General features: G+C 56.2%; 19 protein-coding genes. 7 read left to right on the top strand and 12 right to left on the bottom strand.

The window, feature by feature from the left end:
* Positions 1-15: 15 nt before the first annotated feature.
* The 6 genes from RAL90_RS12050 (at position 16) to RAL90_RS12025 (ending at position 6,789) form a co-directional block, all read left to right on the top strand.
* A complete protein-coding gene (locus tag RAL90_RS12050; RefSeq protein WP_306250947.1) occupies positions 16-1,656 on the top strand; it encodes a HAMP domain-containing sensor histidine kinase in 1,641 nt (546 codons plus the stop codon).
* Between the two features lie 119 nt (positions 1,657-1,775).
* Complete coding sequence (locus RAL90_RS12045; protein WP_372340382.1) at positions 1,776-2,075, top strand: HU family DNA-binding protein; 300 nt, start codon at positions 1,776-1,778, stop codon at positions 2,073-2,075.
* Positions 2,076-2,172: 97 nt separating this feature from the next.
* Entirely contained in the window at positions 2,173-5,088 is a 2,916-nt protein-coding gene (locus tag RAL90_RS12040; protein WP_306250944.1) for a bifunctional [glutamine synthetase] adenylyltransferase/[glutamine synthetase]-adenylyl-L-tyrosine phosphorylase, read from the top strand.
* Positions 5,089-5,165: 77 nt separating this feature from the next.
* Positions 5,166-5,786, top strand: coding sequence for an RNA polymerase sigma factor (locus RAL90_RS12035; protein ID WP_306250942.1), 621 nt, complete (start codon positions 5,166-5,168; stop codon positions 5,784-5,786).
* Between the two features lie 14 nt (positions 5,787-5,800).
* The gene (locus RAL90_RS12030; RefSeq protein ID WP_306250940.1) at positions 5,801-6,211 is read left to right on the top strand and encodes a hypothetical protein; all 411 of its coding nucleotides are present in this window, start codon (positions 5,801-5,803) and stop codon (positions 6,209-6,211) included.
* Complete coding sequence (locus RAL90_RS12025) at positions 6,211-6,789, top strand: periplasmic heavy metal sensor (RefSeq protein ID WP_306250938.1); 579 nt, start codon at positions 6,211-6,213, stop codon at positions 6,787-6,789. Before RAL90_RS12030 ends, RAL90_RS12025 begins: the two co-directional genes overlap by 1 nt.
* Before the next feature lie 3 nt (positions 6,790-6,792).
* On the opposite strand, the gene RAL90_RS12020 is transcribed toward RAL90_RS12025, so the two are convergent.
* The 11 genes from RAL90_RS12020 to RAL90_RS11970 form a co-directional block, all read right to left on the bottom strand.
* The gene (locus RAL90_RS12020; RefSeq protein WP_306250936.1) at positions 6,793-7,791 is read right to left on the bottom strand and encodes a glycerophosphodiester phosphodiesterase family protein; all 999 of its coding nucleotides are present in this window, start codon (positions 7,789-7,791) and stop codon (positions 6,793-6,795) included.
* 88 nt (positions 7,792-7,879) lie between these two features.
* Positions 7,880-10,282 carry a PAS domain-containing sensor histidine kinase gene (locus RAL90_RS12015; protein ID WP_306250934.1) on the bottom strand — a complete coding sequence of 801 codons (2,403 nt, stop codon included), beginning with the start codon at positions 10,280-10,282 and terminating at the stop codon, positions 7,880-7,882.
* A gap of 140 nt (positions 10,283-10,422) precedes the next feature.
* Positions 10,423-13,056, bottom strand: coding sequence for an aminopeptidase N (pepN, locus tag RAL90_RS12010; protein WP_306250932.1), 2,634 nt, complete (start codon positions 13,054-13,056; stop codon positions 10,423-10,425).
* Positions 13,057-13,120: 64 nt separating this feature from the next.
* The gene (locus tag RAL90_RS12005) at positions 13,121-13,255 is read right to left on the bottom strand and encodes a hypothetical protein (protein ID WP_306250930.1); all 135 of its coding nucleotides are present in this window, start codon (positions 13,253-13,255) and stop codon (positions 13,121-13,123) included.
* Between the two features lie 169 nt (positions 13,256-13,424).
* Positions 13,425-15,407: a potassium/proton antiporter gene (locus RAL90_RS12000; protein WP_306250928.1), complete on the bottom strand. Its 1,983-nt coding sequence runs from the start codon at positions 15,405-15,407 to the stop codon at positions 13,425-13,427.
* Positions 15,408-15,504: 97 nt separating this feature from the next.
* Positions 15,505-16,575 (bottom strand): homocysteine S-methyltransferase family protein, encoded by a 1,071-nt coding sequence (locus RAL90_RS11995; RefSeq protein ID WP_306250926.1) that lies wholly within the window; start codon positions 16,573-16,575, stop codon positions 15,505-15,507.
* Between the two features lie 136 nt (positions 16,576-16,711).
* Positions 16,712-17,806 carry a glutathione S-transferase family protein gene (locus RAL90_RS11990; RefSeq protein WP_306250924.1) on the bottom strand — a complete coding sequence of 365 codons (1,095 nt, stop codon included), beginning with the start codon at positions 17,804-17,806 and terminating at the stop codon, positions 16,712-16,714.
* 33 nt (positions 17,807-17,839) lie between these two features.
* Entirely contained in the window at positions 17,840-18,625 is a 786-nt protein-coding gene (locus tag RAL90_RS11985; RefSeq protein ID WP_306250922.1) for an SDR family oxidoreductase, read from the bottom strand.
* Between the two features lie 92 nt (positions 18,626-18,717).
* Positions 18,718-19,572, bottom strand: coding sequence for a RimK family alpha-L-glutamate ligase (locus tag RAL90_RS11980; RefSeq protein ID WP_306250920.1), 855 nt, complete (start codon positions 19,570-19,572; stop codon positions 18,718-18,720).
* 7 nt (positions 19,573-19,579) lie between these two features.
* The gene (locus RAL90_RS11975) at positions 19,580-19,924 is read right to left on the bottom strand and encodes a hypothetical protein (RefSeq protein ID WP_306250918.1); all 345 of its coding nucleotides are present in this window, start codon (positions 19,922-19,924) and stop codon (positions 19,580-19,582) included.
* Positions 19,925-19,934: 10 nt separating this feature from the next.
* On the bottom strand, positions 19,935-20,945 hold the full coding sequence (locus tag RAL90_RS11970) for an N-acetylornithine carbamoyltransferase (RefSeq protein ID WP_306250917.1): 1,011 nt from the start codon (positions 20,943-20,945) through the stop codon (positions 19,935-19,937).
* Between the two features lie 125 nt (positions 20,946-21,070).
* Between RAL90_RS11970 and RAL90_RS11965 the strand changes: the two genes are divergently transcribed.
* Positions 21,071-22,162, top strand: coding sequence for a PDZ domain-containing protein (locus RAL90_RS11965; RefSeq protein WP_306250915.1), 1,092 nt, complete (start codon positions 21,071-21,073; stop codon positions 22,160-22,162).
* Between the two features lie 315 nt (positions 22,163-22,477).
* Here the strand turns inward: RAL90_RS11965 and RAL90_RS11960 are convergent, their stop codons facing one another.
* Entirely contained in the window at positions 22,478-22,927 is a 450-nt protein-coding gene (locus RAL90_RS11960; RefSeq protein ID WP_306250913.1) for a PaaI family thioesterase, read from the bottom strand.
* Positions 22,928-22,949 lie beyond the last annotated feature (22 nt).

Here is a 22,949-nt window from a genome sequence, read left to right as displayed (position 1 = left end):
CGGCACGGTGCGGGCATGATGGATGAAGACACACCTTCAGGGCCGCGCCAGCCCAGCATGTTGCGACGGCTGACGCGCACCACATCATTCCGCTTTGCCCTGATTACAGTCTCCTTGTTCATGGTCTCCGTGATGTTGCTCGGTGCGTTCAGTTACCGTGCGACGATCGGAGCTGCCATCACGGGGGTTGAAGATCAGATTGATGAGGAATTTGAAAATCTGCAGAAGATTTATCAGCTTGTCGGTCTTGCCAGCCTGCGCGGCACGGTAAAGGCGCGCGCTTCCAGCGAGAACCGGCTTCTGTTCAATCCCTATTCCAGTGATAGTCTGTATATCCTCATTGACAGCAAGACCAAGCAGCTGCCGGTGCGCGATCTGGAAGAAGTGCCCTCTGAGGCGCTGACATCGGACGGGGCCATCGAATTTGAATATCGGCGCGACAGGCGCAATCTTGAAAACACTTTCCTTGAGCCTGAGAGCTTTGAAACGCGCTATGCCATTGGCCGTCTCGAGCGATTTTATGATCCGCAGACTGGTGAACTGGAGGCGCTGATATTTCTGGCACGCGATATTTCTGACCTTGTCAGTATCAGGATGGCTGCGCGTGATGTGATCCTGACAATGGCGCTTGGCACGCTGGTGCTGGCGCTGTTGCTGGCGTTCTTTTCGAGCCGGTCGTTCCTTGTCCGGATTGACCGGGTGAACCGGACCGCTGAGGCTGTCAGGGCTGGTGATCTCTCACGGCGCGTACCGCTTTCCGGTGCACAGGACGAATTTGACAGTCTCGCCCAGAATCTCAATGCCATGCTGGATCAGATTGAACGGCTGATGGACGGGATGCGGCAGGTCAGCGACAATATCGCCCATGACCTGCGCTCTCCATTGACCCGTATTCGCAACCGGCTGGATACGGCCATCACCAAGCCGGACGCAGATACGCAGGACATTCTGCACAAGACCGCCGGCGACGTAGACCGGCTGCTGGCAACATTCAATGCCCTGTTGTCGATCACGCGCATTGAAGCGGGTGAGCAGACGAAGAAGCGTATGCAGAGAGTTGATCTGATTTCAGTCGTTAATGAAGTCCTTGAATTGTATGAACCAGCCGCCGAGGAGGCGGGGTTTGATCTGGTCACTGATCTGACGCCTGCACCGGAAGTATTGGGCTCGCGTGAGTTGTTGTCACAGGCACTGGCCAATCTTCTGGATAATGCTTTCAAATACGGCGTTCTGCCGGACCAGGAAAACAAGGACAGCCGCATCACGCCGCGTATCGAGATCAAGGTGGCCCCACGCCCCGGCGGCGGTGCGCTGCTGAGCGTCGCAGATAATGGTCCCGGTGTCCCGGCCTCTGATCGCGCGCGTATCCTCAATCGGTTCGTACGCCTTGAACAGAGCCGCTCGACGCAAGGCTCCGGCCTGGGCCTGTCCATGGTTTCCGCCATTATCAGTTTTCATGACGGCAATCTCACGATCGGTGACGGGCTGGCACGTCCTGCGATTGATGCAGAGGCGGATGGGATCGCGGGCGGGGCTGGCGCGGGTCTTGGGGTCCGGATTGCTTTTCCAGTAGCCCCGAAAACGCGCGCAACCAGTGCGACAAAAGCCGCCAGACCGTCACCGGGCAGTGATTCGCCGGGCATTCAATCGTCCTGACCTCTTATTTGTCAGGTTTTTACTGGATTTTATGTAATTTCCTTCTTGAAACCCAGCAAAAATCAGGGCTTTGTTCAAGCATCCGCTTACGGAGTTCGGGGCGGCAATTTTTTAACTGAATGGAACGAAAAATGAGCAAAGCAGAATTTATCGCAAATGTTGCCGACGCAGGGGATATGAGCAATGCAGAAGCAAAGCGCGTTGTAGAACTTGTCTTCGGTGAAATAGAAAAAGGCCTGAAGAAGTCCAAGAAAGAAGGAAAGTACACAATCGGTACTTTCGGCACTTTCACCATCACCAAGCGCGCCGCCCGCAAAGGCCGCAATCCGCGCACAGGTGAGGAGATCAAGATCAAGGCATCCAAGTCCCTGCGTTTCCGCCCGGCAAGCAATCTGAAAGAAGCAGCAGGCTGTAAGTAGCGCACACGCACATCGATGTGGAAAAGCCCGCATGCAGCATGGCAGCGGGCTTTTTTATTGCCTATAATGCTGATTGAAGCAGAAACAACAAGAGATCATGTCTGACAGCGACGCATTCAGCAGCCAGATCGGGGACATTGATAAATCCCAATGGCCACGGCTGCATGACGAAATGGTTCGTGCACGCCTTGAAACGGCGCTGAATTTAGACAGTCTTGATGCATCAGTGTGCGACCTGCTGGTGAAAGCGGCCAGTGGGTCGCCATATCTGGAGCGCCTGTTTCTCCGATGGCAATCACACTTGCCGCTATTGCTGGCCGCGCCGCCCGAGGAATTGACGGAGAGCATTATCCATGATGCGCTTTGCTGCACTGGGCCCGCCGAAACAGTCAAGGCTGATTTACGCAAGTTGAAGGATCGGCTGATGATCGTACTTTCCCTGTACGATCTTTCAGGTGTCTGGTCGGACTTGCAGGTCATGGACACATTGTCCCGTTTTGCTGATGCGGCTGTTATTGCTGCATTCAATTCTGCCTTGCAGGAAGTGATGCAGGTGACTGTGCCGGGCGCAGTTCAGGAAAGCGGTATGGCGGTGTTGGCCATGGGCAAGCATGGCGCGTTTGAGCTGAACTATTCAAGCGATATTGACCTTGTCGTTTTTTATGACGCAGGCCGGTTACAGACCTTCCTGGAGCGCGACGGCGTGCCGGAGCGGCTGCGCGATGCCAGAAAAGTTGCCGCGCGTGTAACGCAACTGGCTGTGAGTATTCTGCAGGATCAGACGGCGGACGGATATGTATTCCGCACTGATCTTCGTCTACGGCCTGATCCGGGTACTTCCGCAGCGGCCGTGACGATTGAGGCGGCAGAACGCTATTACGAAAATTACGGTCAGAACTGGGAGCGCGCAGCTTTCAGCAAGGCACGGATTATTGCGGGTCATGCTGACGTGCAGAAAAAGATAAAGGCTTTTCTGACGCCGTTCATCTGGCGCAAGTATCTCGATTTTGCGGCGATTGAAGATATTCATTCGATCAAGCGGCAGATACACGCTGTAAAAGGTATGGGCGGGTTTGACTTCGCGGACCATGATATCAAGCTGGGCCGGGGCGGCATCCGAGAAGTTGAATTTTATGTTCAGACACAGCAGTTGATCCTTGGCGGACGCAATCCTGCATTGCGCGAGCGCACCACGCTTGGGGGTCTTCAGGCGCTGGCAAGTGCGGGGCATATTCGCTGGGATGTGGAGCACGAATTAAGAGACGCCTATCTGTTTCTGCGCTGCCTTGAGCATCGCTTGCAGATGGTGAATGACGCACAGACGCATCAGATACCAAAAGATCCGGCGCATATTTTGCGCGTTGCACATCTTGCCGGGTATGATGATGCGGATGGCCTGAAAGCAGATACGTTGAGTGCCTTGAATACCGTTCATGATCACTATGCTGAACTGTTTGAAGAAGGCGAACGTCTGACACTTGAAAAAGGATCACTCGTTTTCACCGGGGTGGACGATCACCCTGATACGCTGAAAACACTTGAAAATATGGGATTTGATACGCCGGCTTCTGTTTCCTCGGCCATTCGGAAATGGCACGCAGGCGGAATTCGGGCAACGAGATCGGCAAGGGCGCGTGAGATACTGACCCGGCTTGTGCCGGTCATTCTGCAAAGTCTGTCGCGGACAGACACGCCGCAGCAGGCGTTTCAGGCCTTTGACCTTCTGTTGAGGCAACTGCCTGCAGGGGTGCAGTTTTTCTCCCTACTGCAGAGCAATGTGGAAATCCTGGATACGTTGATCCGTCTGTGTACGCTGTCGCCGCGTCTGGGGCAAAGCCTTGCATCCCATGCGCATCTTATTGAGTCGCTGGTCAGTGAAACATTCGTGAGTGCCGTCGTTGAGGATGATCGCAGCGATACAGAACCTGAGGATCTGTTGGCCCTGGTGCAGGAAGCCGGGAATTTTGAGGACCAGTTGAACACGCTGCGCCGCGAGGTGCGCGAAGCGCGTTTCCGCGTGACCTATCGTATGCTGATGACGCAGACATCTGTGCGTGATCTGGCGCGGCATTATTCAAGACTGGCTGATGCTGCCATTGAAGCGGCTCTGCCAACCGCTCATGTGGAAATGTGTCGCAATCATGGCCCTGTGACGGGGGAACTGGCCGTTATTGGACTTGGGCGCCTTGGTGCAGACAGCCTGACCATCGTCTCTGATCTTGATCTGATTTTTGTTTACGATACGCCGGATGGCGCGCGTTCGTCGCATGAGCGACCGCTGGATGCGGTCAACTGGTTCACGCGATATGTCAGGCGTTTTGTGACCGCCCTCTCGGCCCAGACGGAAGAGGGCAGTCTCTACGATGTGGACATGGCGCTGCGCCCGTCCGGCGGGGCGGGACCGGCTGCCGTACGGTTGCCGACGTTTCGGCGCTATTATGAAAGTGATGCCTGGACCTGGGAAGAAATGGCCATGGTCAAGGCCCGCGCCATCGCGGGTGATGCCGGTTTGGTGCAGACTATTGATGCCGAGATAGAGGCCATTCTGACGCGAAAGCGCGATGCGGAGAAAGTGCGCGGCGATGTGCTGGCGATGCGCTATCGTCTGTTGAAGGAGAAGCCACCAGCCCATGGGTTTGACCTCAAACGTCTGGCCGGTGGCCTGACCGATATTGATTTTATCTGTCAGTATCTGGCGCTTGTTCATGGCGCAGAACATGGGCGCTTCCCGCGGCATATTGCTGACATGCTGCCGGTTTTCGCTGCGCAGGGGATTATGTCCAGCACGCACCAGGCTCAGCTTCTGGGGGCCTGGCAGGATTATGAGATTGTGCTGCAGTTACGCCGCGCCGCGCTTGGCTATGCGCGCCAGGGGCAGGATATGTCTCAGGCCCTGCTTGAGGTCATCGGCTGGCGCCTTGGTGGTGAACAACCAGAACAGATCGAAGACCGCCTCATCACGCATACACAGCACGTAAAAGCCGTGTTCCGCGACATTGTTGGCCCGTTTTGACAGGGAAGTAAGCAAAAAAGGCGGATATTGCGACAGGTTGCCGGGCCTTCTATCGTTAGAGACACGTACCCGCTGGGATGAGTAACAATTTGGTCGTTCATGATCCTGACCTTGACTATGTGCGCGGCGTTGCCAGAGGGGACGCCGCTGCTGCGCGTGTGCTGGTCGATGCCTATGGAGACCGGCTGATGGCTGTTGCCTATCGTATGCTGGGCACCCGCGATGCTGCAGAGGACATCGTGCAGGAGGCTTTTATCCGCATGTGGAAACATGCCTGTACCTGGCAGCCGGAGACAGCTGTGTTTTCGACCTGGCTTCACCGGGTGACGATCAATCTGTGTTATGATCGTCTGCGCAAGGCATCAACCCGGTATGAGCACGCGGCTGGAGATGACCTGCCCGACAGTGCAGACACGCGGGCAGACGGGTTGCAGTCTCTAGAAGAGGCAGAACGGGCGGTATTGTTGCGGGCTGCACTGGAGCGATTGCCGGAGCGGCAGAAGACAGCCCTTGTGTTGTGCCATTTTGAAGAGATGACCAATGCAGAGGCGGCGGAGATTATGGAAGTGTCTGTGCAGGCTGTTGAGTCCCTGCTGGCACGAGCGCGGCGAGGCTTGAAGGGCGATGTGGTTTTGCAAACCGGTCTGTCAGGTGAGGCAGATAATGATACCCGGGAAACTGATATGCGTGCAGTGTAAGGAGTATATAGAGAATGCGTGATCCTGATAACAACAGTCAGATGGAAGAGAGCGCCGTTGCGGCCAGTGTTGATCTGCTGACCAGGCAAGACCCTGTGCCGGCCTTGAGTGATCGTGCACGTGATGCCATTGTCCAGGCCGTTGCAGCCAACGCAGACATGGCGCCGGAACGCGCCTCCGTTGCTGTCAGCTTTCTGGAAAATCTGTCACGGCGCTTTTCCGGTGGTCTTGAAGCATTGTTGCGCCCGCTTGCGCTTGGTACCATGGGCGCAGCTGGTGTGGCCGGTCTGGTCTTTGGCGGGCTGATGGGCACGCCTGCCGCCTATACTGATCTGACCCCTGAAGAAGAACTTGCCGGTTATTATGCGGTTGCCCTTGCTGATAACGGCTTATTCGATAGTGATCCTGCGGAAGGGACAAACTGATGCGTAACCTGTTGCTTCTCGCCTCACTGGCGATCAACATATTCATTGTCGGACTTTTTATCGGTGACAAGATCGGTAACGGGGCAGAGCGACGTGGCCCGGAGGGGCAGCGTCCGCCTTCTGCTGCGCAATGGGCTGTTGCGGGCAGTAATGATATTCTGCCGATCAGGTCGCTTGAGACATTGCCCCCTGATTTGCGCCAGCAGGCCCGGCGAACCATCCGGGATTCCCTGCCGGAATCCCGCAGGATGCAGCAGGAGATTGCGCGCCTGCGGGGCAAGGTTGGTGATGCGCTGCGTCAACCCGAACTGGATACGGAGCAGTTTGCACAGGCTGTAGACGCCCTGCAACGCAAGCAGTTTGAGCAGCAGCAACTGACGGCGGCTACAATTCAGAAAGTGTTGACAGATTTACCGGATGCGGAGCGGATTGCCTTGCTGAAGCGTATTGAAGAATATCGCCAGAAGCAGCGTTTGGAGCATCAAGAGAAGCGCCAGCGTGTTGGCGAAAGGATGCGCGAGCGTGCGCGTGAGCGGATGCAGCAGCAAGAGAACGCACCCTCAGACGAGGAAGAGTAAACGTCAGCCGTTACAGCGTGTAACGGCGGCTTTTGTGTTCTGGCGTTTTTCAACAGCATCATAAGCCTGTAAATGCAGGTCGCTGGAGAGAATGTTCAGGCCGTCAGTGGCAAGGCGCGCATATTGTGACGCATCGCCGGTGCGCTCGACTTCTTCATCCAGTGTGCGAAAAGACCCCCATGCAGCACTGACACCACGCGCATTCAACGCGGCCCAAAGAGCTGGCTCTTCACCTTGTGTGCCGGTCCAGGCTGTGATCCTGCTGGCGGGCAGGCCCTGTCTTTCAAGGCTGTCGAGACGCCCAGTATCAAAAATCTGTACAGATATCGTTGCGTCCGGGTCAGCTGAGGCTGCGCGCAGGGCATCATCTGTGGTGTAGGTAATAACCATTGCGTGCCGCAGGGCATCCATGGCGGCGACCACATCGACAACGCCATCAACTGGAGTGCCCCGTTTTACGTCAAGTTGCAGGATGGCCCGGTCTCTTGCCCAGTCGAGGGCTTGTTCAAGCGTCGGGATTGTAAAATCGGTCAGACGCCCCCGGTTATCGCGCAAGTTCAAGTCCTGTAGCTCAGTATAGGTTGTTTCTGACACCAAGCCTGTGCCATTGGTTGTGCGCTCCAGGTCTTCGTCATGCAGGAGAATGAAGACACCGTCGGCTGTTGTCCTGACATCGGTTTCAATCAGCATCGGACCGTGATCCAGCGTGTTCTCGAATGTCTCTATGGCATTTTCCGGAAACCCGCGGACAGGTCCTCCGCGATGTGCGCTGATAAGCATCACATCCTTGTCACGCAAGCACGTTAGGTACTCGGCAACGGAGGTGTACGGATTTTCAAAACCGGCTGCCAAACTCTCAGAGTTTGCGGCACCTGTGGTTTGCTCAGCGCTGACTTCCGTCATTGGCTCAGCAGGGTCAGTCGTCAGAGCGGCCTCAGGTGTGCAGGCAACCAGACATGTAGTTGTCACGAGGGCAAGAAGATACCTGTTACGGAAACACATCACTCAAAACTCCCTCTTGAGACATGCAGTATAGCGGCTCAATGTGACAGGCGCATGTGCCTTTTTGCCTGTCACTATTCAGGGAAAATTATTCAGCTGCGGTATCGTTGGCAACAGCGAGGCTGATGCCGGGGGAGGGCGTTGGCTCCTTCGTCAACACCTGTGTCTTGCCGTCCAGCAACGCGGGCAGGCTGACAGTGATGCCGGAACGGCGCGGCAGGGTGAAGGCGGCAACCGTGCCGCGGTTGGCTTCGCTGGCAAGCGCCAGGATACCATGCTGCAGCTCCATCAGGGATTTACACAATGCGAGGCCAAGGCCGGAGCCACGATTGGCCTTTGACAGATGATCACCCAGCAACTCAAAGGGTTCGCCCAATTTTGGCAAGCGGTCCTTTTCAATGCCAATGCCTGTGTCAGCTATCAGTACGGTAATTGAATCAAGGTCAGCCTGCGCGGTGATGCTGACAGAGCCGCCTTCCTGCGTGAATTTTACGGCATTGGAAAGCAGGTTGATAAACACCTGTTTGGTCGCACGGGAATCTGCCCAGACAGATGGCAGGCTCGAGATCGAGGCTGTCAGGGTGATGTCCTGGGCGCGCGTCTGCGGCTCTACCAGTCGCAATCCTTCCTGCAGGATACGCTCGAGGTCTACCGGGCCAATTTCCAGTTCCATGCGGCCAGCTTCGATTTTTGACATATCGAGCACATCATCAATCAGCGCCAGCAGGTGACGGCCACTTTGCAGTATGTCGTTGACATATTCTGCATACTTCGCATGCCCCAGTGCGCCGTACAGTTCTGACTGCATGACTTCTGAAAAGCCGTTAATGGCATTGAGGGGAGTGCGCAGCTCGTGACTCATATTTGCCAGAAACTCTGACTTGGAGCGGTTGGCTTCTTCCGCGCGCAGCTTCTCGCGTTCGTAACTCTCGACAGCATCGCGCAGCTCGACCTGTGACTGCTCGAGACGCTCCACGGTCATTTCCAGTTCGCGCTCTTTGCGTTTCTGCGCTTTGGCGCGGCGCTTCATGTCAGTGACATTCGTGATGATGCAGACCCAGCCATTTTCGGCAGTGCGCCTGCGGGCCACATGTCCCCAGCGGTTACCCGGCAACTCAACCTCAACGGACTGTTCGCTGCCATTTACAGGTGGTGAGAAATTGCGCGTGATCAGTCGGCTGATAGATGGATCAGGGCTTGCTTCTGCAATCATGCTGACGGTCATGCCGGTTGTCAGGCGTGTCGGCGGAATGCGGCAGATGTTACAGAATTTGCCGTTCCAGGCGGTCAGGCGCCCCTGTTCGTCCCAGAGCAGGAAGGCTTCTGGAATACTCTCAATGGCATCCTTCATCCGTGCTTCAACCTGCGTCAGTCGGTCATCGCCGAGGGCTGTCTGCCCGATCGGCAGGATCAGGCCGCCAGCACCGGACTCCTGTGCGTCAACACTGGCCAGCACCCACTGCCAGTCGTTCTCTGCTGTTCTAAGGCGGAACTGCCGCGCGCTTTGCGTCTCATTGCCGGACCACAGGGCAATCGCCCCGCGCGCATCTTTTGGGTGCACAATGGCAGTGGCCTCGCGCAGGGCGCAAATGCGCGGGGTGTGTTCAAACCCAAGCTCTGACATCAGGCTGGCCGGCAGGGTCAGTTGTGCGGTAATCTTGTCGTAAGACCAATGGCCGCAGCCTGCTTCACTGAACTGCTCAAGCTCCTGACCAAGCTGACGCAGCCCCAGACCGGCATTTTGGATAGCCCGCGCCTGTCTCAGGAAAGCCAGCACCATGGATCCGGCGATCAGGCAGATAGCCAGGAATGCAAGGCCGTACAGCGTCCAGACGGGTACGCGGTCATGTATATCAGCAGCCGGCGACAGCGCCAGGATGACACGGCCATCTTCCATGGGTCTCCATGTCGCAAGGACCTTGCCAAACGGCGCAATGCCAATGGCTTCACGGTCAAAAAGGGCGACGCCGGATGCGGACAGGTTAAGGCGTTCCAGATTGGTCGGACGCACCACGTAACCTTCAACGGCTCCGGCAGCGATATAGGAAGTCCGGTCCGCTGAAATGTCATAGACGGCAGTATGCTCACCCACAGCGTTGGCTGTGAGCAAACGCTTGACCTGTGTTGTCGTGACTTCGGTGCCCGTCATGGCAGCGTTCGTACGCAGCGCGCTGACCATATCGGCTGACTTTGTGGCGATGGCATTCTGGGTGAGTTCTGTCTCAATCCGCCGGGAATCGCTCTCCTGCGCGGCCTTGGTGAACAGGACCAGAGCGAGGCTGACAAAGAGCACCGCGCCAAGAACAATCGCCATTCTGACGGAAGGAAGGGCGATCCCGCTCAAGCTGTCCCTTTCATAGGGCTCGGCAACCAGCATGTCTGTTTCCGGCATGGGTAGGGCCGTCTCAGCGGCCAAGTGGGCAGCCTGATCCGGCTCGCTGTCAGCGATGTCGAGCTTCAGGGTAGAGCGAAGTGTTTTGCTTATCGTCATGGTTGGGGCATACCTGCGAAAGTGAACGCACTATTTACACTTTTGAAACTATTCCTATTCGCGGCTTCGTGTCACGCGTGAAAGGGTTAACAAAAGTCACTTTTCAGGTGTGTTTTCCCCAAAATCCAACAACTTAGGGGCTATTCTCCGTCAGCCAGCCGTTCAGCCATTTCATAGACATTCTTGGAGAGACCTTCTGTCGCACACAGGGCTTTCAGCTTTTCTGAGAGCTTGCCGCGGCGACCCGGCTCCAGTCGGCGCCAGTTCTCCGTTGCTGTCAGCAGTCTGGCGGCAACCTGCGGATTGACCGGATCCAGCTCCCTGATTCTGTCGAAGAAGAACGCGTAACCGCTGCCATCGGCCAGGTGGAAGGTGCCGGGGTTTTCCATGGCAAATGCGCCGATCAGCGCGCGCACTTTGTTCGGGTTGCGCAGGTCAAATGCTTCATGGGCCATGAGGCGCTGAATCTCTGCGAGGGCGCCGGGCAAACCCGACAGGGCCTGCCAGGCCAGCCACTTGTTCACGACCAGCGTTTCGTGCTGCCATTTCGCGTAGAACCCGGCCAGAATCTGCTCCCGTTCAGGACGGTCCGCAAACGCTGCAAGGGAAACGGCGGCGGCTTCATCTGTCATGTTGTCAGCCGTTTCGATCTGTTTCTGGATCAGGGACATGACCTCGTCATCCGGTTCTGCCATCAACAGGGCGAGTGCCGTATTTTTCAGTCCGCGCTGCCCGGCCTGTTCTGCTGCTGGCGAATAGGGCGGGGCTGTGCGGTTTGCTTCCCATGCCTGCATCAGCAGCGGGCGCAGTTGTTTCAGCAGAATGGAGCGGAAGGTCTTGCGGGCGGTCCCGATAGCCTCCGGGTCAATAATTTCCACACTGCGCACAATATCGCTTTCTGTCGGCACCCGAAGGATTTCGGCCTTGAAAGCCGGCTCGAGCGTTTCGTCCTGCAGGATGACGCCAAGCGCGTTCGCATAGGCGAAGACAGCTTCTTCCGGTTGGTCGATTTTCCCCTGTCCGGCGAAACTCTTGATGAGATCCTGAGCCAGCAAATGTGCCTGCGACCAGCGATTGAACGGGTCAGTATCAGACTGGATCAGGGTCAGGCGATCTGCCACATCAAGGGCCTGCTTCAACCGGACGGGAGCCGAGAAGCCCCGGCACAGGGAAGGAACGGGCTTCTCTGGCAAGCCTGAGAAGGTCAGGGTTTTTGCCTCGCCCTCCAGTTCAATCAGTTCTTCATCTGTCAACGGACCGTCTGTGCCAACCAGGGCCAGTTTGACAGGGATATGCCGTGCCGGTTTTTCCGGTTGTCCCGGCGTCGGGGCGGTTTTCTGGGTCAGGGTCAGAGTGTAGTTGCCATTATCCCAGTTGTCAGTCACCGAAATTTCCGGCGTGCCGGCATCTGAATACCAGCGGCGGAACTGACCCAGATCGCGCCCGCTGGCTTCTTCCATGCAGATCACGAAGTCGTCGACAGTGGCCGCCTCGCCATCATGTCGGTCGAAATAGATGTCCGTTGCCCGGCGAAAATCATCTGCGCCGACCAGTGTTTTCATCATACGGACCAGTTCTGCGCCTTTGTTGTAGACGGTGGCCGTGTAGAAATTATCAATCGTGATATAGCTTTCAGGCCGCACCGGATGTGCCAACGGGCCTGCATCTTCAGGAAACTGGCTCTGCCAGAGGCGTCGGACATCCTTGATGCGCTGAACAGGGCGCGAGCGCTGGTCGGCAGAAAATTCCTGATCGCGGAAAACAGTAAAGCCTTCCTTCAGGCAGAGCTGAAACCAGTCACGACAGGTGACGCGGTTGCCGGACCAGTTGTGGAAATATTCGTGCGCGACAATGCCCTCGATCAACTCGTAATCCATGTCCGTCGCTGTTTCAGGACTGGCGAGCACATAGGCTGAATTGAAAATGTTCAGGCCCTTGTTTTCCATGGCCCCGAAATTGAAATGGTCAACGGCGACAATCATGAAAATATCGAGATCATATTCCCGGCCGAATGTTTCTTCATCCCACGCCATGGAGCGCTTCAACGCATCCAGGGTATAGTCACATTTACCGACATTTTCCGGTTGCACGAAAACGCGCAAGGTAACGTCACGGCCCGACTTGGTTTGGAATTGATCTTCCACATGAGCAAGATCACCAGCCACCAGCGCAAAGAGGTAACAGGGCTTGGGGTGCGGGTCTGACCATTCGGCAAAGTGCCAGCCAGGGCGTTCATCGGACTCAGGCAGATCACCGCTCTGGACAGGGTTGCCATTGGCAAGCAGGACGGGATTGGCAGCTTTTTCGGCTTCAATTCTCACATCATAGGTAGACAGAACATCAGGGCGATCCATATAGTATGTGATATGGCGGAAACCTTCTGCTTCGCACTGGGTACAGAACATGCCATTTGACATATAAAGACCCGACAGGGCCGTATTGCCAGCCGGGTTGATGAATACTTCAGTCTCCAGCGTAAAACTGACTGGTACACGCGGGATAATGAGCTGCGTATCAGTAACTTCATACTGATCTTCCGCCAGTGCCTGTCCATCAATACGAACAGCCACGAGCTCCAATCCTTCGCCGTCAAGAATCAGCGGTTCGCCTTCGGCCCTGTCCGGCGCGAGGCCGATCTGCAGGCGTGCCAGCACTTTGGTCTTTTGTGGTGAAAGCTCAAATTCAAGCCGGGTATGACGTATGCCATAATCGGGTTGCTGATAGTCCTTCAGCCAGGTTTTGTTGACCTTGTCCGGGGCAGTGTCGGTTTTCATCTGGTTTTAGCTCTCTCAAAAGGCGAAACGCCCTGATAGCAGGAATGTTGCTGCGGCAAAACACTTAAACGGGGCATCGTTCAGGATGACTTTCCAGACTTGCGCCGCGCGGTGGCATACCGGACGCAAACAGGGCAATCGGTGCGGCCAGACCAAATGCCGGGAATTTAATCGCCGTCAGCAGGTATTTGGCCTGCAAAAGTCCCTCTGTGCCAGCAGGACTGCGGCTTATTGCGGGTCTGAGGTCAGGCCCGGGAGGCTGAATGCGTCCCTGAGCAACAAGCGTGAGGCGCGTGATCCGGTCAGGGATGGTGTTTTGGACGCACCTCTGGGGAGGCCGTACGTTTGTTTTACCACCGAAGGTAGTCTCAGGTTGTGCCGGGATCGGCGATATCATAGCGGTTGAGGTCATTGGCGCGGATCAGTTCATTGATCGCGTTGATGTATTCATCGGCGTTACCGGAAATATAGCCACCCACATATTGTGCAAGCGCGGCGCCTGACGCATCGTCTTTATCACCGTCTGTCATTTCAGCGCTTTGTGTACGGAATTCTGAAAAAACCGGGTGAGAGTTCAACAGGTCAGCATAATCGCGTGCGGCATCTATAATGGTTTCATAATTTGCCCCAGCGCGACCGCCAAAAATGGCGTTGCGTTGCATCAGGCCGTCTGCGCCGCCCCAGCCGGTTGCCAGAACAGACTGGGAAATCGCCAGTGAGGGCGGGATCTGGTTGATCCGGGCAAGGAGGTCGCCGGTCTCTTCATAGCGGCCCTTGTATTTACGGGCGAGGATATCGCGGCGTGTCTGTTCTTCCAGTGACAGGGCGGTTCCGTCAGCCTCCTTGTTCAGCATGGCGAGCAACTCTTCGCGTTCAGCAGCAATCTCACGATTGACCTGCGTCATGGCAAGGGCGACCACATCTGCATAGACGGGCTGTCGGTCTGCAACTGACAGGTCTGAAAAGTCTGCCGGGAAGGTGGCGATGAGACTGTCTTCACCTGCGCCAAGCATCTCGCCAGCGCCAACCATGGCGATCAGCTCCGAGCTGCTCTCCGGTTCCATGAAAATGTTCCGTACAGGGGAATTGGCGACAGCAAACCAGACGCCTGCCAGCAGCACCACGCTCATGGAACCGAGACGCGAGAAAACCTCTCCCCGATCAGGCGGCGCTGTTGCCTCACACAATTGCAGTTGCCGGGCCACAAGGGGCGCGGTCCAGCCCTGTACCACGAGAGAAACCAGAACGACGGCAAGGGCTACGGAGATATAAAGACTGGCATTGGGCGCGCCGCCAAGCAATGGCAGGATACCAAGAAAAACGGGTGTGGCACCGCGCAAGCCTGTCCAGGCGATGAACCCCTTTTCAGGCACTGTAAACTTGAAGGGCAGTAACAAAAGGAAGCTGGCCGCCGGGCGCGCAAGCGCGAAAAGAGCAATTGCGGTGATCGCAGCAGGCAGGGCCACGACAGCGATATGCGAGGGGGTAACGTAAAGGCCCAGCATCAGGAACAGGCCAGTCTGGGCCAGCCAGGCAAGTCCGTCGACGCCCGGCGCGGCATCTTCTGCAACCACGGGCGCGCGCCAGGCAAGGGTGACGCCTGTCAGGTAAATCGCCAGAAAGCCGCTGCCGCTCAACAGGTCCGCAAGGCCAAAAGCCAGCAGACCCAAGGCAATCGTCAGGATGGCTTTCAGGCCGACAGGTAACTTCACATGCCGGAAAAGATCAGCAGACAGAAGCCCGACACCATAGCCGACAAGGGCTCCCGCCGCGAGCATATATACCGGTTGTACCACCCATTCCCAGGATTGCAGGGGTTGGCCAGCGAGCGTTTCCACAAGACCGATCACCAGAATAATGGCAATCGGGTCGTTAAAGCCGCTTTCCACCTCCAGTGTGGAGACGACTTTTTCGGGCAGTTTGATACCACTTGCTGCCAGGGCAAAGACAGCCGCCGCATCGGTAGATGAAACAATGGCCCCAAGCAGCAATGCGCTTATGAAACTCATGTCAAACAGCAGCATGGCAACGGGGGCGACAATGAAGGCAGTCAGCACCGTTCCGGGTACGGCAAGCATGACGCCGGGGCGCAGCCCCTGTTTCAGGATGCGCGGTTTGGTGCGCAGGCCCCCTTCAAACAAAATGACAGCGATGGCAGCACTGCCAAGAAAATATGCAAGTGTAGACTGATCAAATTCAATGCCGCCTGGTCCTTCACGCCCTGCCAGCATACCCGCCATCAGGAAGATGAGCAGCATGGGCGCGCCCAGACGGCTGCCGGCCGCACCGACCAGGATGCCACCTGCGGCAAACAGGGCAAGCGTGAAGAATATGGGGCCGGTATCGGGCATGTCGGGGGTGTTCTCTCCTCGACAGTCTCCTACAGCAGTTTTGTTGGAAAATCCATCACTGATAGGCCCTGTAGGGTTTTAATCCCTGTACGCTATTTTATCCCGCAAGGCGCATTGGCTCAAGGCCACTCAAGGCCAGGGCAATATTTGGTTGTGCGGGCTTGCGCGGCATCACGCCGGTCGCAGCTTTGGCAAATGCTGCGATATGCGCCGGTGTTGTGCCACAGCACCCGCCGATGATGTTCAGCAGGCCGCTTTCCAGCCACTCACTGATATGGACGCTCATGCTTTCTGGAGTCTCGTCATAATCACCCATCGTGTTAGGCAGGCCTGCATTGGGATAAGCCGAGACATAAGTGTCAGCGATGCGGGAGAGTTCATCTACATAAGGGCGCATCAGATCAGGACCAAGCGAGCAATTAACGCCAATGGCCAGCGGGTTGGCGTGACGCACCGAGGTCCAGAATGCTTCGGGCGTCTGGCCGGACAGGGTGCGGCCGGACTGGTCCGGGATCATGACAGATATGATCAGGGGCAGATTGGCACCAGTCTCTGCATTGCTCTCCTCAAGCGCGAAAATGGCGGCCTTTGCGTTCACGGTATCGGTAATCGTTTCAAGCAGAAACAGGTCTACGCCACCTTCTGCGAGGGCATCTATTTGCTCTCTGTACGCTGTCTTCAGTTCATCAAAGTCTACATTGCGGGCACCGGGGTCATTTACATCCGGTGAAAGAGAGGCGGCCCGGTTTGTCGGTCCGATTGCCCCGGCAACAAAACGCGGCTTTTCTTGCGTGGCAACTTCATCTGCTGCGGCACGCGCGAGTTTTGCGCCTTCGAAATTCATATCGCGCGCGATGTCTTCCATGGCGTAATCCGCCTGGGCAATGGTCGTGGATGAGAATGTGTTGGTCTCAATAATATCGGCCCCGGCTTCCAGATAGGCGCGGTGCATGTCGCGAATGATGTCGGGACGGGTCAACTGCAACAGGTCGTTATTGCCGCGCAACTCTTTCTGCCAGTCCTTGAAGCAGTCGCCGCGAAAATCTTCTTCCGTCAGCTTGTAATTCTGAATGAAGGTGCCAGCGGCCCCATCGAGCACCAGAACGCGTTGTTCCAGCGCAGTTTTGAGCGCGTTGAAGCGGGAGTCACGGGAACTGGAATCGGACATGGGAGGGCAACCTGTTTCTTGGACAAATCATATAAAGATATCTTTATATGATTGCAAGCATCCGGCCAGAGGCCCCGGGCCAGAATATGCGGCCAGAATACAGGGCCAGAATACAGGCAAGTCAGGCTTGCAGCTTTCAGGATGCCCGCGTCAGGCGGTAGTTTTCGATGGTCAATGGCTGATTGATCGTGATTTGTGTCAGGGCGGTACCGCCAACAGACGCCAGCAGCTCATCTGCCGACTGTTTCTCATCGCCCACCAAACTGTGATAAAACCCGAGCGCCCGTTGCAGCATCCATTGCGTGTACGTCATGATGACGCGGGTGCCTGTAACGCCCTCCACACTGAAGTCGTGAAAGCCGATGCCGCGCGGAATGTCAGTATCCGGGTTTTCCTGTAACCATGTATCAAGATGGCTGACAGTGCTGGCCAGAACGGGAAGTTGCTCTGCCATCATGCGCTTCAGAACCGGCAGAAGCGTCTGTGGTATTTCATCGTCAGGCAGGAACGCTCCGCTCAGCGGTTCAGCCGGCTCCTGAATCCGTTCTGCCCAGCGCGCGACATTCGGCCCGTGCTCTTCCATGATCCGTCGAGAAGCGGGGTCGCGATACTGATGCGCATATAATGGGCCTGTCAGGCCAAAATCCCCGATAGAGGGGCGCGTGCCAAACAGATAGGGATAGTCAGCAAAATGAGCATCAAGATCGTGCAGCAGCGCCTCATAGGATTGCTCTATGGCCGGCGCTGTTTCCTCGGTGATGCCAAGGGGCAAACAGAAGCCGCGAAACTTCTCTGACAATTTTTCGCCAAGAGCCAACTGGTCTGCCTCTGTGGCTTCGGGCATGGCATTCTTGCCGAACTGTGCCATTGCCCAGTCGCGGTTGTACTGCCAGCGATAATGCATGGCCGGGATAACCAGCCAGTCATCGCCATAGATTTCGAGCAGCAAGGCAGCAAGTTTCTGCTTCGGCGTAGAGGGGTACACGGACGGACCGCCAAGTTTTTCCTCAAACCAGTCAATGATGATTGTTGTGTCCTGCAGAGTCTCGTCTTCAGGCGTGGTCACAATCGGGATGATCGGATATCCGACCCTTGGCACGATTGTGGACGTGTAGACCGCCATGGTTGAGCGGATTTCCTCAAAGGGCACGCCTTTCCAGCGCAGATAAGCACGCGCCTTGCCGGTAAACAGGGAGATTTCCTGACCATAAAGAGTGTAGCTGTCAGTCATCAGAAACCTGCCTGCCTTCAAGCTGTATGCTGATCAATCCCAGCTTTTTGCCCCGATCACAAATCCACCATCCAGCGGGATCACAGTGCCTGTGATATAATTGGCTGCTGGTGAGGAAAGGAATGCCGACAAACCGATGATGTCTTCGGGTTGACCAATGCGGCCCAGTGGCATCGCGGAACCAACGGCAGACTTGCCCTGGTCGCTGCCGAGAACAAAAGCTGTCATCTTGCTCTCAAATGGTCCCGGCGCAATGGCGTTCACAGTGATCTGGTCTTTCGCCAGCTTGTTGGCCAGCACTTTGGTCATCTGGTGCACGGCTGCCTTCGAGATTGGATAGGCGTAGTTTTCCCAGACGGGTGTTGTCAGGCCTTCTACCGAGCCGATATTGATAACGCGCGCGGTGCCATTGTCTTTTGCGGCTGCCCGGAGTTGAGGCAGGAGTTTCTGGGTGAGGAAAAAGATTGACTTCACATTGAGGTCAATCGTCCGGTCCCAGCCTTCTTCAGTATATGTCTCAAGTGGTTCCGCCCAGAGCGCGCCGGCATTGTTGATGAGAATATCAATCTTGTCTTCGCGCGCGGCAATCCAGTCACCAAAGGCATTCACCCCTTCGTTTTCTGACAGGTCGAAGGGAGCAGCTTCACAACCGAGTTTTTCCTGAATGGCCGCGCAGGCATCTGCCTTGCGTGACGTGACATATGTTTTCACGCCCATATTCACAAAGCCGGTTGCGATCATTTCACCAATGCCGCGCGTACCGCCGGTGACAACGGCGGTTTTGCCTGAAATGTCAAAAAGGTTTCTGTAGTCGGTCATCCGTAAATCTCCCTGTCTTCATTTTTTACCCACCTTGTGCGGGCTGCCGCTTTTTGACAAGCAGAACACTCAGTTGTTCCGGCAACCTGCCCTCAGGCCTGACGGCCCTGCGTAATCTGTCTTGCGAAAAGCTCTGCGGCTTCAGGGGCGAGGCGGAAGAACAACTCTGGCTCGATCAGTTCAATTTCCATCAGGATCAGATCATCCGCGCGGATGATAACATCAACGCGGGCATAATCAGCGGGAGCAGGGAGGAGTGTGAGGAGCTCTTTCGCCCTGGCAACAGCCCATGATGGGGGCGTGACCAATTCGGCGCTGCCGCCAAACTCTTCCTGACAGCGGATGTCACCTGCCTTGGGGCGTTTGCAAACGGCGTGTGAAAATTCACCCGCAAGGAACACAAGAGAGGTTTCTCCCAGTGTTTCAATCTCCGGCACCAATGCCTGCACCAGCATGTCGCAGGTGATGCCCGTCAAGGCCTGCTCGAGCATTCTCGTGTTGTGCGTGGCCAGCCGGGCCAGCCCCTTGCTGCTGGCGCTGATGATCGGCTTGATGACCATTTCTTCAAGCCCAAGATTTGCCGCTGCTGCTTGAATCTCTGCAACTTCTGGCCTGGCGACCAGGGTCGGCGGCAAGGGCGCGCCCTTCTTCTGCAGGTCCATGAGATAGGTCTTGTTCATGTTCCAGCGCATCAAGGGCACAGGATTGCTGACAGGCATGTTATCTGCCTCAAGATCGTCAAGCCAGCGTTTGAACTTAGTGGCGTGCGCTGTGTAATCCCATGGTGTGCGGATGACCACCAGATCTGTTTTCTGAAATGGCGAAAAAGGACCGTTCCAGGGAGCGATGGAAACGGTTGCTCCACGGGTTTCAAGAGCTGTGCGGAACAATGCGTCTTCCGGGATCAGCGCTGGCATTTCCAGGCAGGTCACCAGGGTAATGTGCATGGGAAGTCTATTCCACCAGTGGCGGAAAATCCGAGTCCAGATCAACCGGGCAACTGCGAGTGCCAAGTTCCGTCACGACATCCTTGAAGGCGATGCGGGTTTTTGTATAGGTCGAATTGGCCTTGATTTCCGGCAGCAGGTTTTCTTCGCGTTCAGCTTGCAGGGTGGCCTGTTGAATTGCGGCATAGTCCTGCGTCAGCTGATCCGACAGAGTCTCATATTGTGTGCACAGTTCTTCGAGTGTTGGGGCTCCTGCTTCAGAGCTACGTGGGTCAGTGGAACTGGCGTCAGGGGTATCGGCCTGCGCCATTGTCACAAAGGCCATTCCGGCAAACAGGATCGGGAAAACCATCTTACAACTCCTAACGCACCAGCGCCTTCATGATTGCTTTTTGCACATGCAGGCGGTTTTCCGCTTCATCATAGGCGATACAGGCGGGCGAGTCGAATACGGCGTCGGTCATCTTCACGTTCCGGCGCATGGGCAGGCAATGGCTGACGAGTGCCTCATTGGTCAGCGCCATTTTCGGTTCATCGACGATGAAATGCTTGTGGGCGTCGCGGATCGGTTTTTCCGGCTCCCAGTTGCCGAAATAGGGCAAGGCGCCCCAGCTTTTGGCGTAAATGACATCAGCGCCCTGATAGGCGTCGGTGATGTCATGCGAGATGGTGACAGTGTGCCCCTGAGCCTCTGCATCAGCCCGCGCCTGTGACATATAGCGCTCGTCCAGAATGTATTCCGGCGTGGGGCAGAGCAGCGTCACATCCATGCCGAACTTGGCTGCAATAACGAGCGCAGAATTTGCAACAGCGGTGTTCAGGGGCTTGGGGTGATAGGTCCAGGTCAGGACAAATTTCTTGCCATCAAGCGCGCCGCGCCCCTGTTTCTCAAAATGTTCCTGCAGCGTGAGAATATGGGCCATTTCCTGACAGGGGTGGGTGATGGTTTCCATGTTGATCACCGGTACGCTGGCATATTTGGCGAAGCTGTTCAGAATCCTGTCCTGTCGGTCTACCTGCCAGTCGATAAATTTCGGGAAGGCGCGTATGCCGATGATGTCACAATAGCGAGACAGAACGCCGGCGGCTTCCGCGACATGTTCTTCAGCTTCACCATCCATGACCACGCCATCTTCAAACTCAAGTGGCCACATGCCGCCCGATGGGGACAGTACCACGGCATGGCCGCCCAGTTGCTGTGCGCCCACATCAAAAGAGGTGCGTGTACGCAGGGAGTTATTGAGGAACAGGAGTGCGACAGTCTTGCCTTCAAGCGCCTTGCCATAAGGGGACTCTTTCAGGCGGCGGGCATCATCAAGCATTGCCTGCAACTCATTGCGCGTATAGTCCCCGGTATTGAGAAAGTGTTTCATGAATGGTTCCTGACCGCGAAGGAAGCAGGACGATACCAAGTGTGGCCGACAAGTAAAACCTTGCTGTGCCGGTTTACCTGCTGATAGGGTGCGTGAGGGCGTGTTCAGGATTAGTGAGGGTATTTATGTTTCCACTCATCAGGTATGTCGCGGCCTTTTTTCTTTCCCTTCTGCTTTCTCCGGCGGCCTTTGCCGACGACTATGTTGTGCCGGGCGAATTATGCCGTGGCTATTTTCTGGTCCCCGTCACCCTGAATGAGGAACGGGAAGACTCAACGCTCTGGTTCATTTATGACACAGGCGCCTCACGTACTATTGTTGACCCCGATTCTATCGCGCGGGTTTCGACCACCCTTGTCAAACCCGGGCAAACGGCGCGGATGAGTGATGCGCGCTCAGGGGCGCTGAAGTTCAATGTCTTTCGGGCACGGGTGCAGGAGCTGGATCATATCATCGGGGCGTTTGGTCGACCTATTGATGGCATCATGGGATATGACACGTTCCAGAAATTCCTGCTGACACTGGATTATCCGGCGGGAGAAATGCGGGTAACAACCGACATGAGCCTGCCGTCACCAGACAACCGGGAAGTCTTTTCAACACGCGGCCCGGACAAACGCCCCTGGCTGGATGTGTATTTTGACGGGCGCAAGCGTCGTATGCTGATCGACTCCGGGTCTGGTACATCGTTCGGGGTCAACCGGCTGGAGCGATACGATACGCTGACAGAGCCGGTGCCAACGCGGGTTGCGCAGCGGCTTGACCGGGTTGAATATATTTCAAGCGCCCGTTTTGACGGCACTGCGCGCATTGGCGGCTATGATTTGCCCCAGCCGATCCTGCACGGGTTTCCGCGCACGGAGTTGATCGGCGAACAGGTGATGCGGCATTTCGTCTGGACATTTGACGTGCCGAACAGGCGGGTCCGGATTACGCGCCCTGAAGATACACCGATCAGCTTTCCGTCCGATTATGGCCTCGGCGCGAACATGACAGTGAGTAAAGACGGTCTGCTTGTGGGCGACGTCTTTCCGGGCAGTGCAGCCATGGGGGCGGGCCTGCAATCAGGTGATGTCATCACCTCTATCAATGACCAGCCTGTTTTTGACCGTGGCTGTAGTCAGGTCGGTGCTGCGCCGCGTCCCGTGAAACTGGTTTATCGCCGGGAGGGCGTGGAACAATCCGTGACGGTCATGCCCGAGGTGATGGTGGAGTAGGTATCGTGCAGACCAGATGAGCCGGGAAGGGTTCGTTTTCAAGTGGCAGGTGGTGCACAGCCTGAATTCGAGGGCTGTCCCGTTCCCGGCTATCTGTTGCCAGCCAGACGAATACAGGGCAGTGCCCGACTGGCAAGGTGTCAGCAGGAACAATCAGGGAAGACTTGTTCCTGTATCTGATACTAGCTGGTGCGTGGGCAATGGTCTGTGATGTGCGTCACAGCCTGAAACCGGGGCTCTGGTCGTGTGTGGCTCGCATGAGTGCGCAGGGCGCGGCGCAAGATGTTGCTTTTACTGGTATTAATTTAGCGAGACTCAGCCGTTTTTCCGGATTGCCCATTCAACATTCATATTGCCGACTTCGGCATCTGTTTCATCGAAGAATGTGACCGTGACCCTGAAACGGGCCTTGCCGTCTTTTTCCACAAGCGCCCGTAAAGTCTCGCCACTCTGGTCGGTTTTGCCGGTTGCGCGCAGACCGCCCTTCGCTTTTTTTGTATATTGAATGCTGGCTTCAGCGGCGACCGGGGTCAGGCCAAGAATCTGATCAGCGAAAGCGCCGGTCATGGCTGCGCCAGAAACCGTCTCGCCGAGGGAGTACATGACGCCTGCGTGCATCGTCTGGATGTGGTTCATCAAGTCAGGCCTTAACTCAAGCGTGCCCTCTGCGGTGCCGTCCCCCATGTCGGTCAGGACGACACCAATGCTTTTGGCAAATGGCACCATTTCAATCAGCTGTATTTTCATCGCGTCGCGCATGTTCATGAGGTATCTCCTTGTTTGCGGG

Origin of the sequence: Parvularcula sp. IMCC14364, from assembly GCF_030758415.1 — a bacterium.
Lineage (GTDB): Bacteria > Pseudomonadota > Alphaproteobacteria > Caulobacterales > Parvularculaceae > Aquisalinus.
This window is presented reverse-complemented; position numbering and strand designations above follow the sequence as displayed.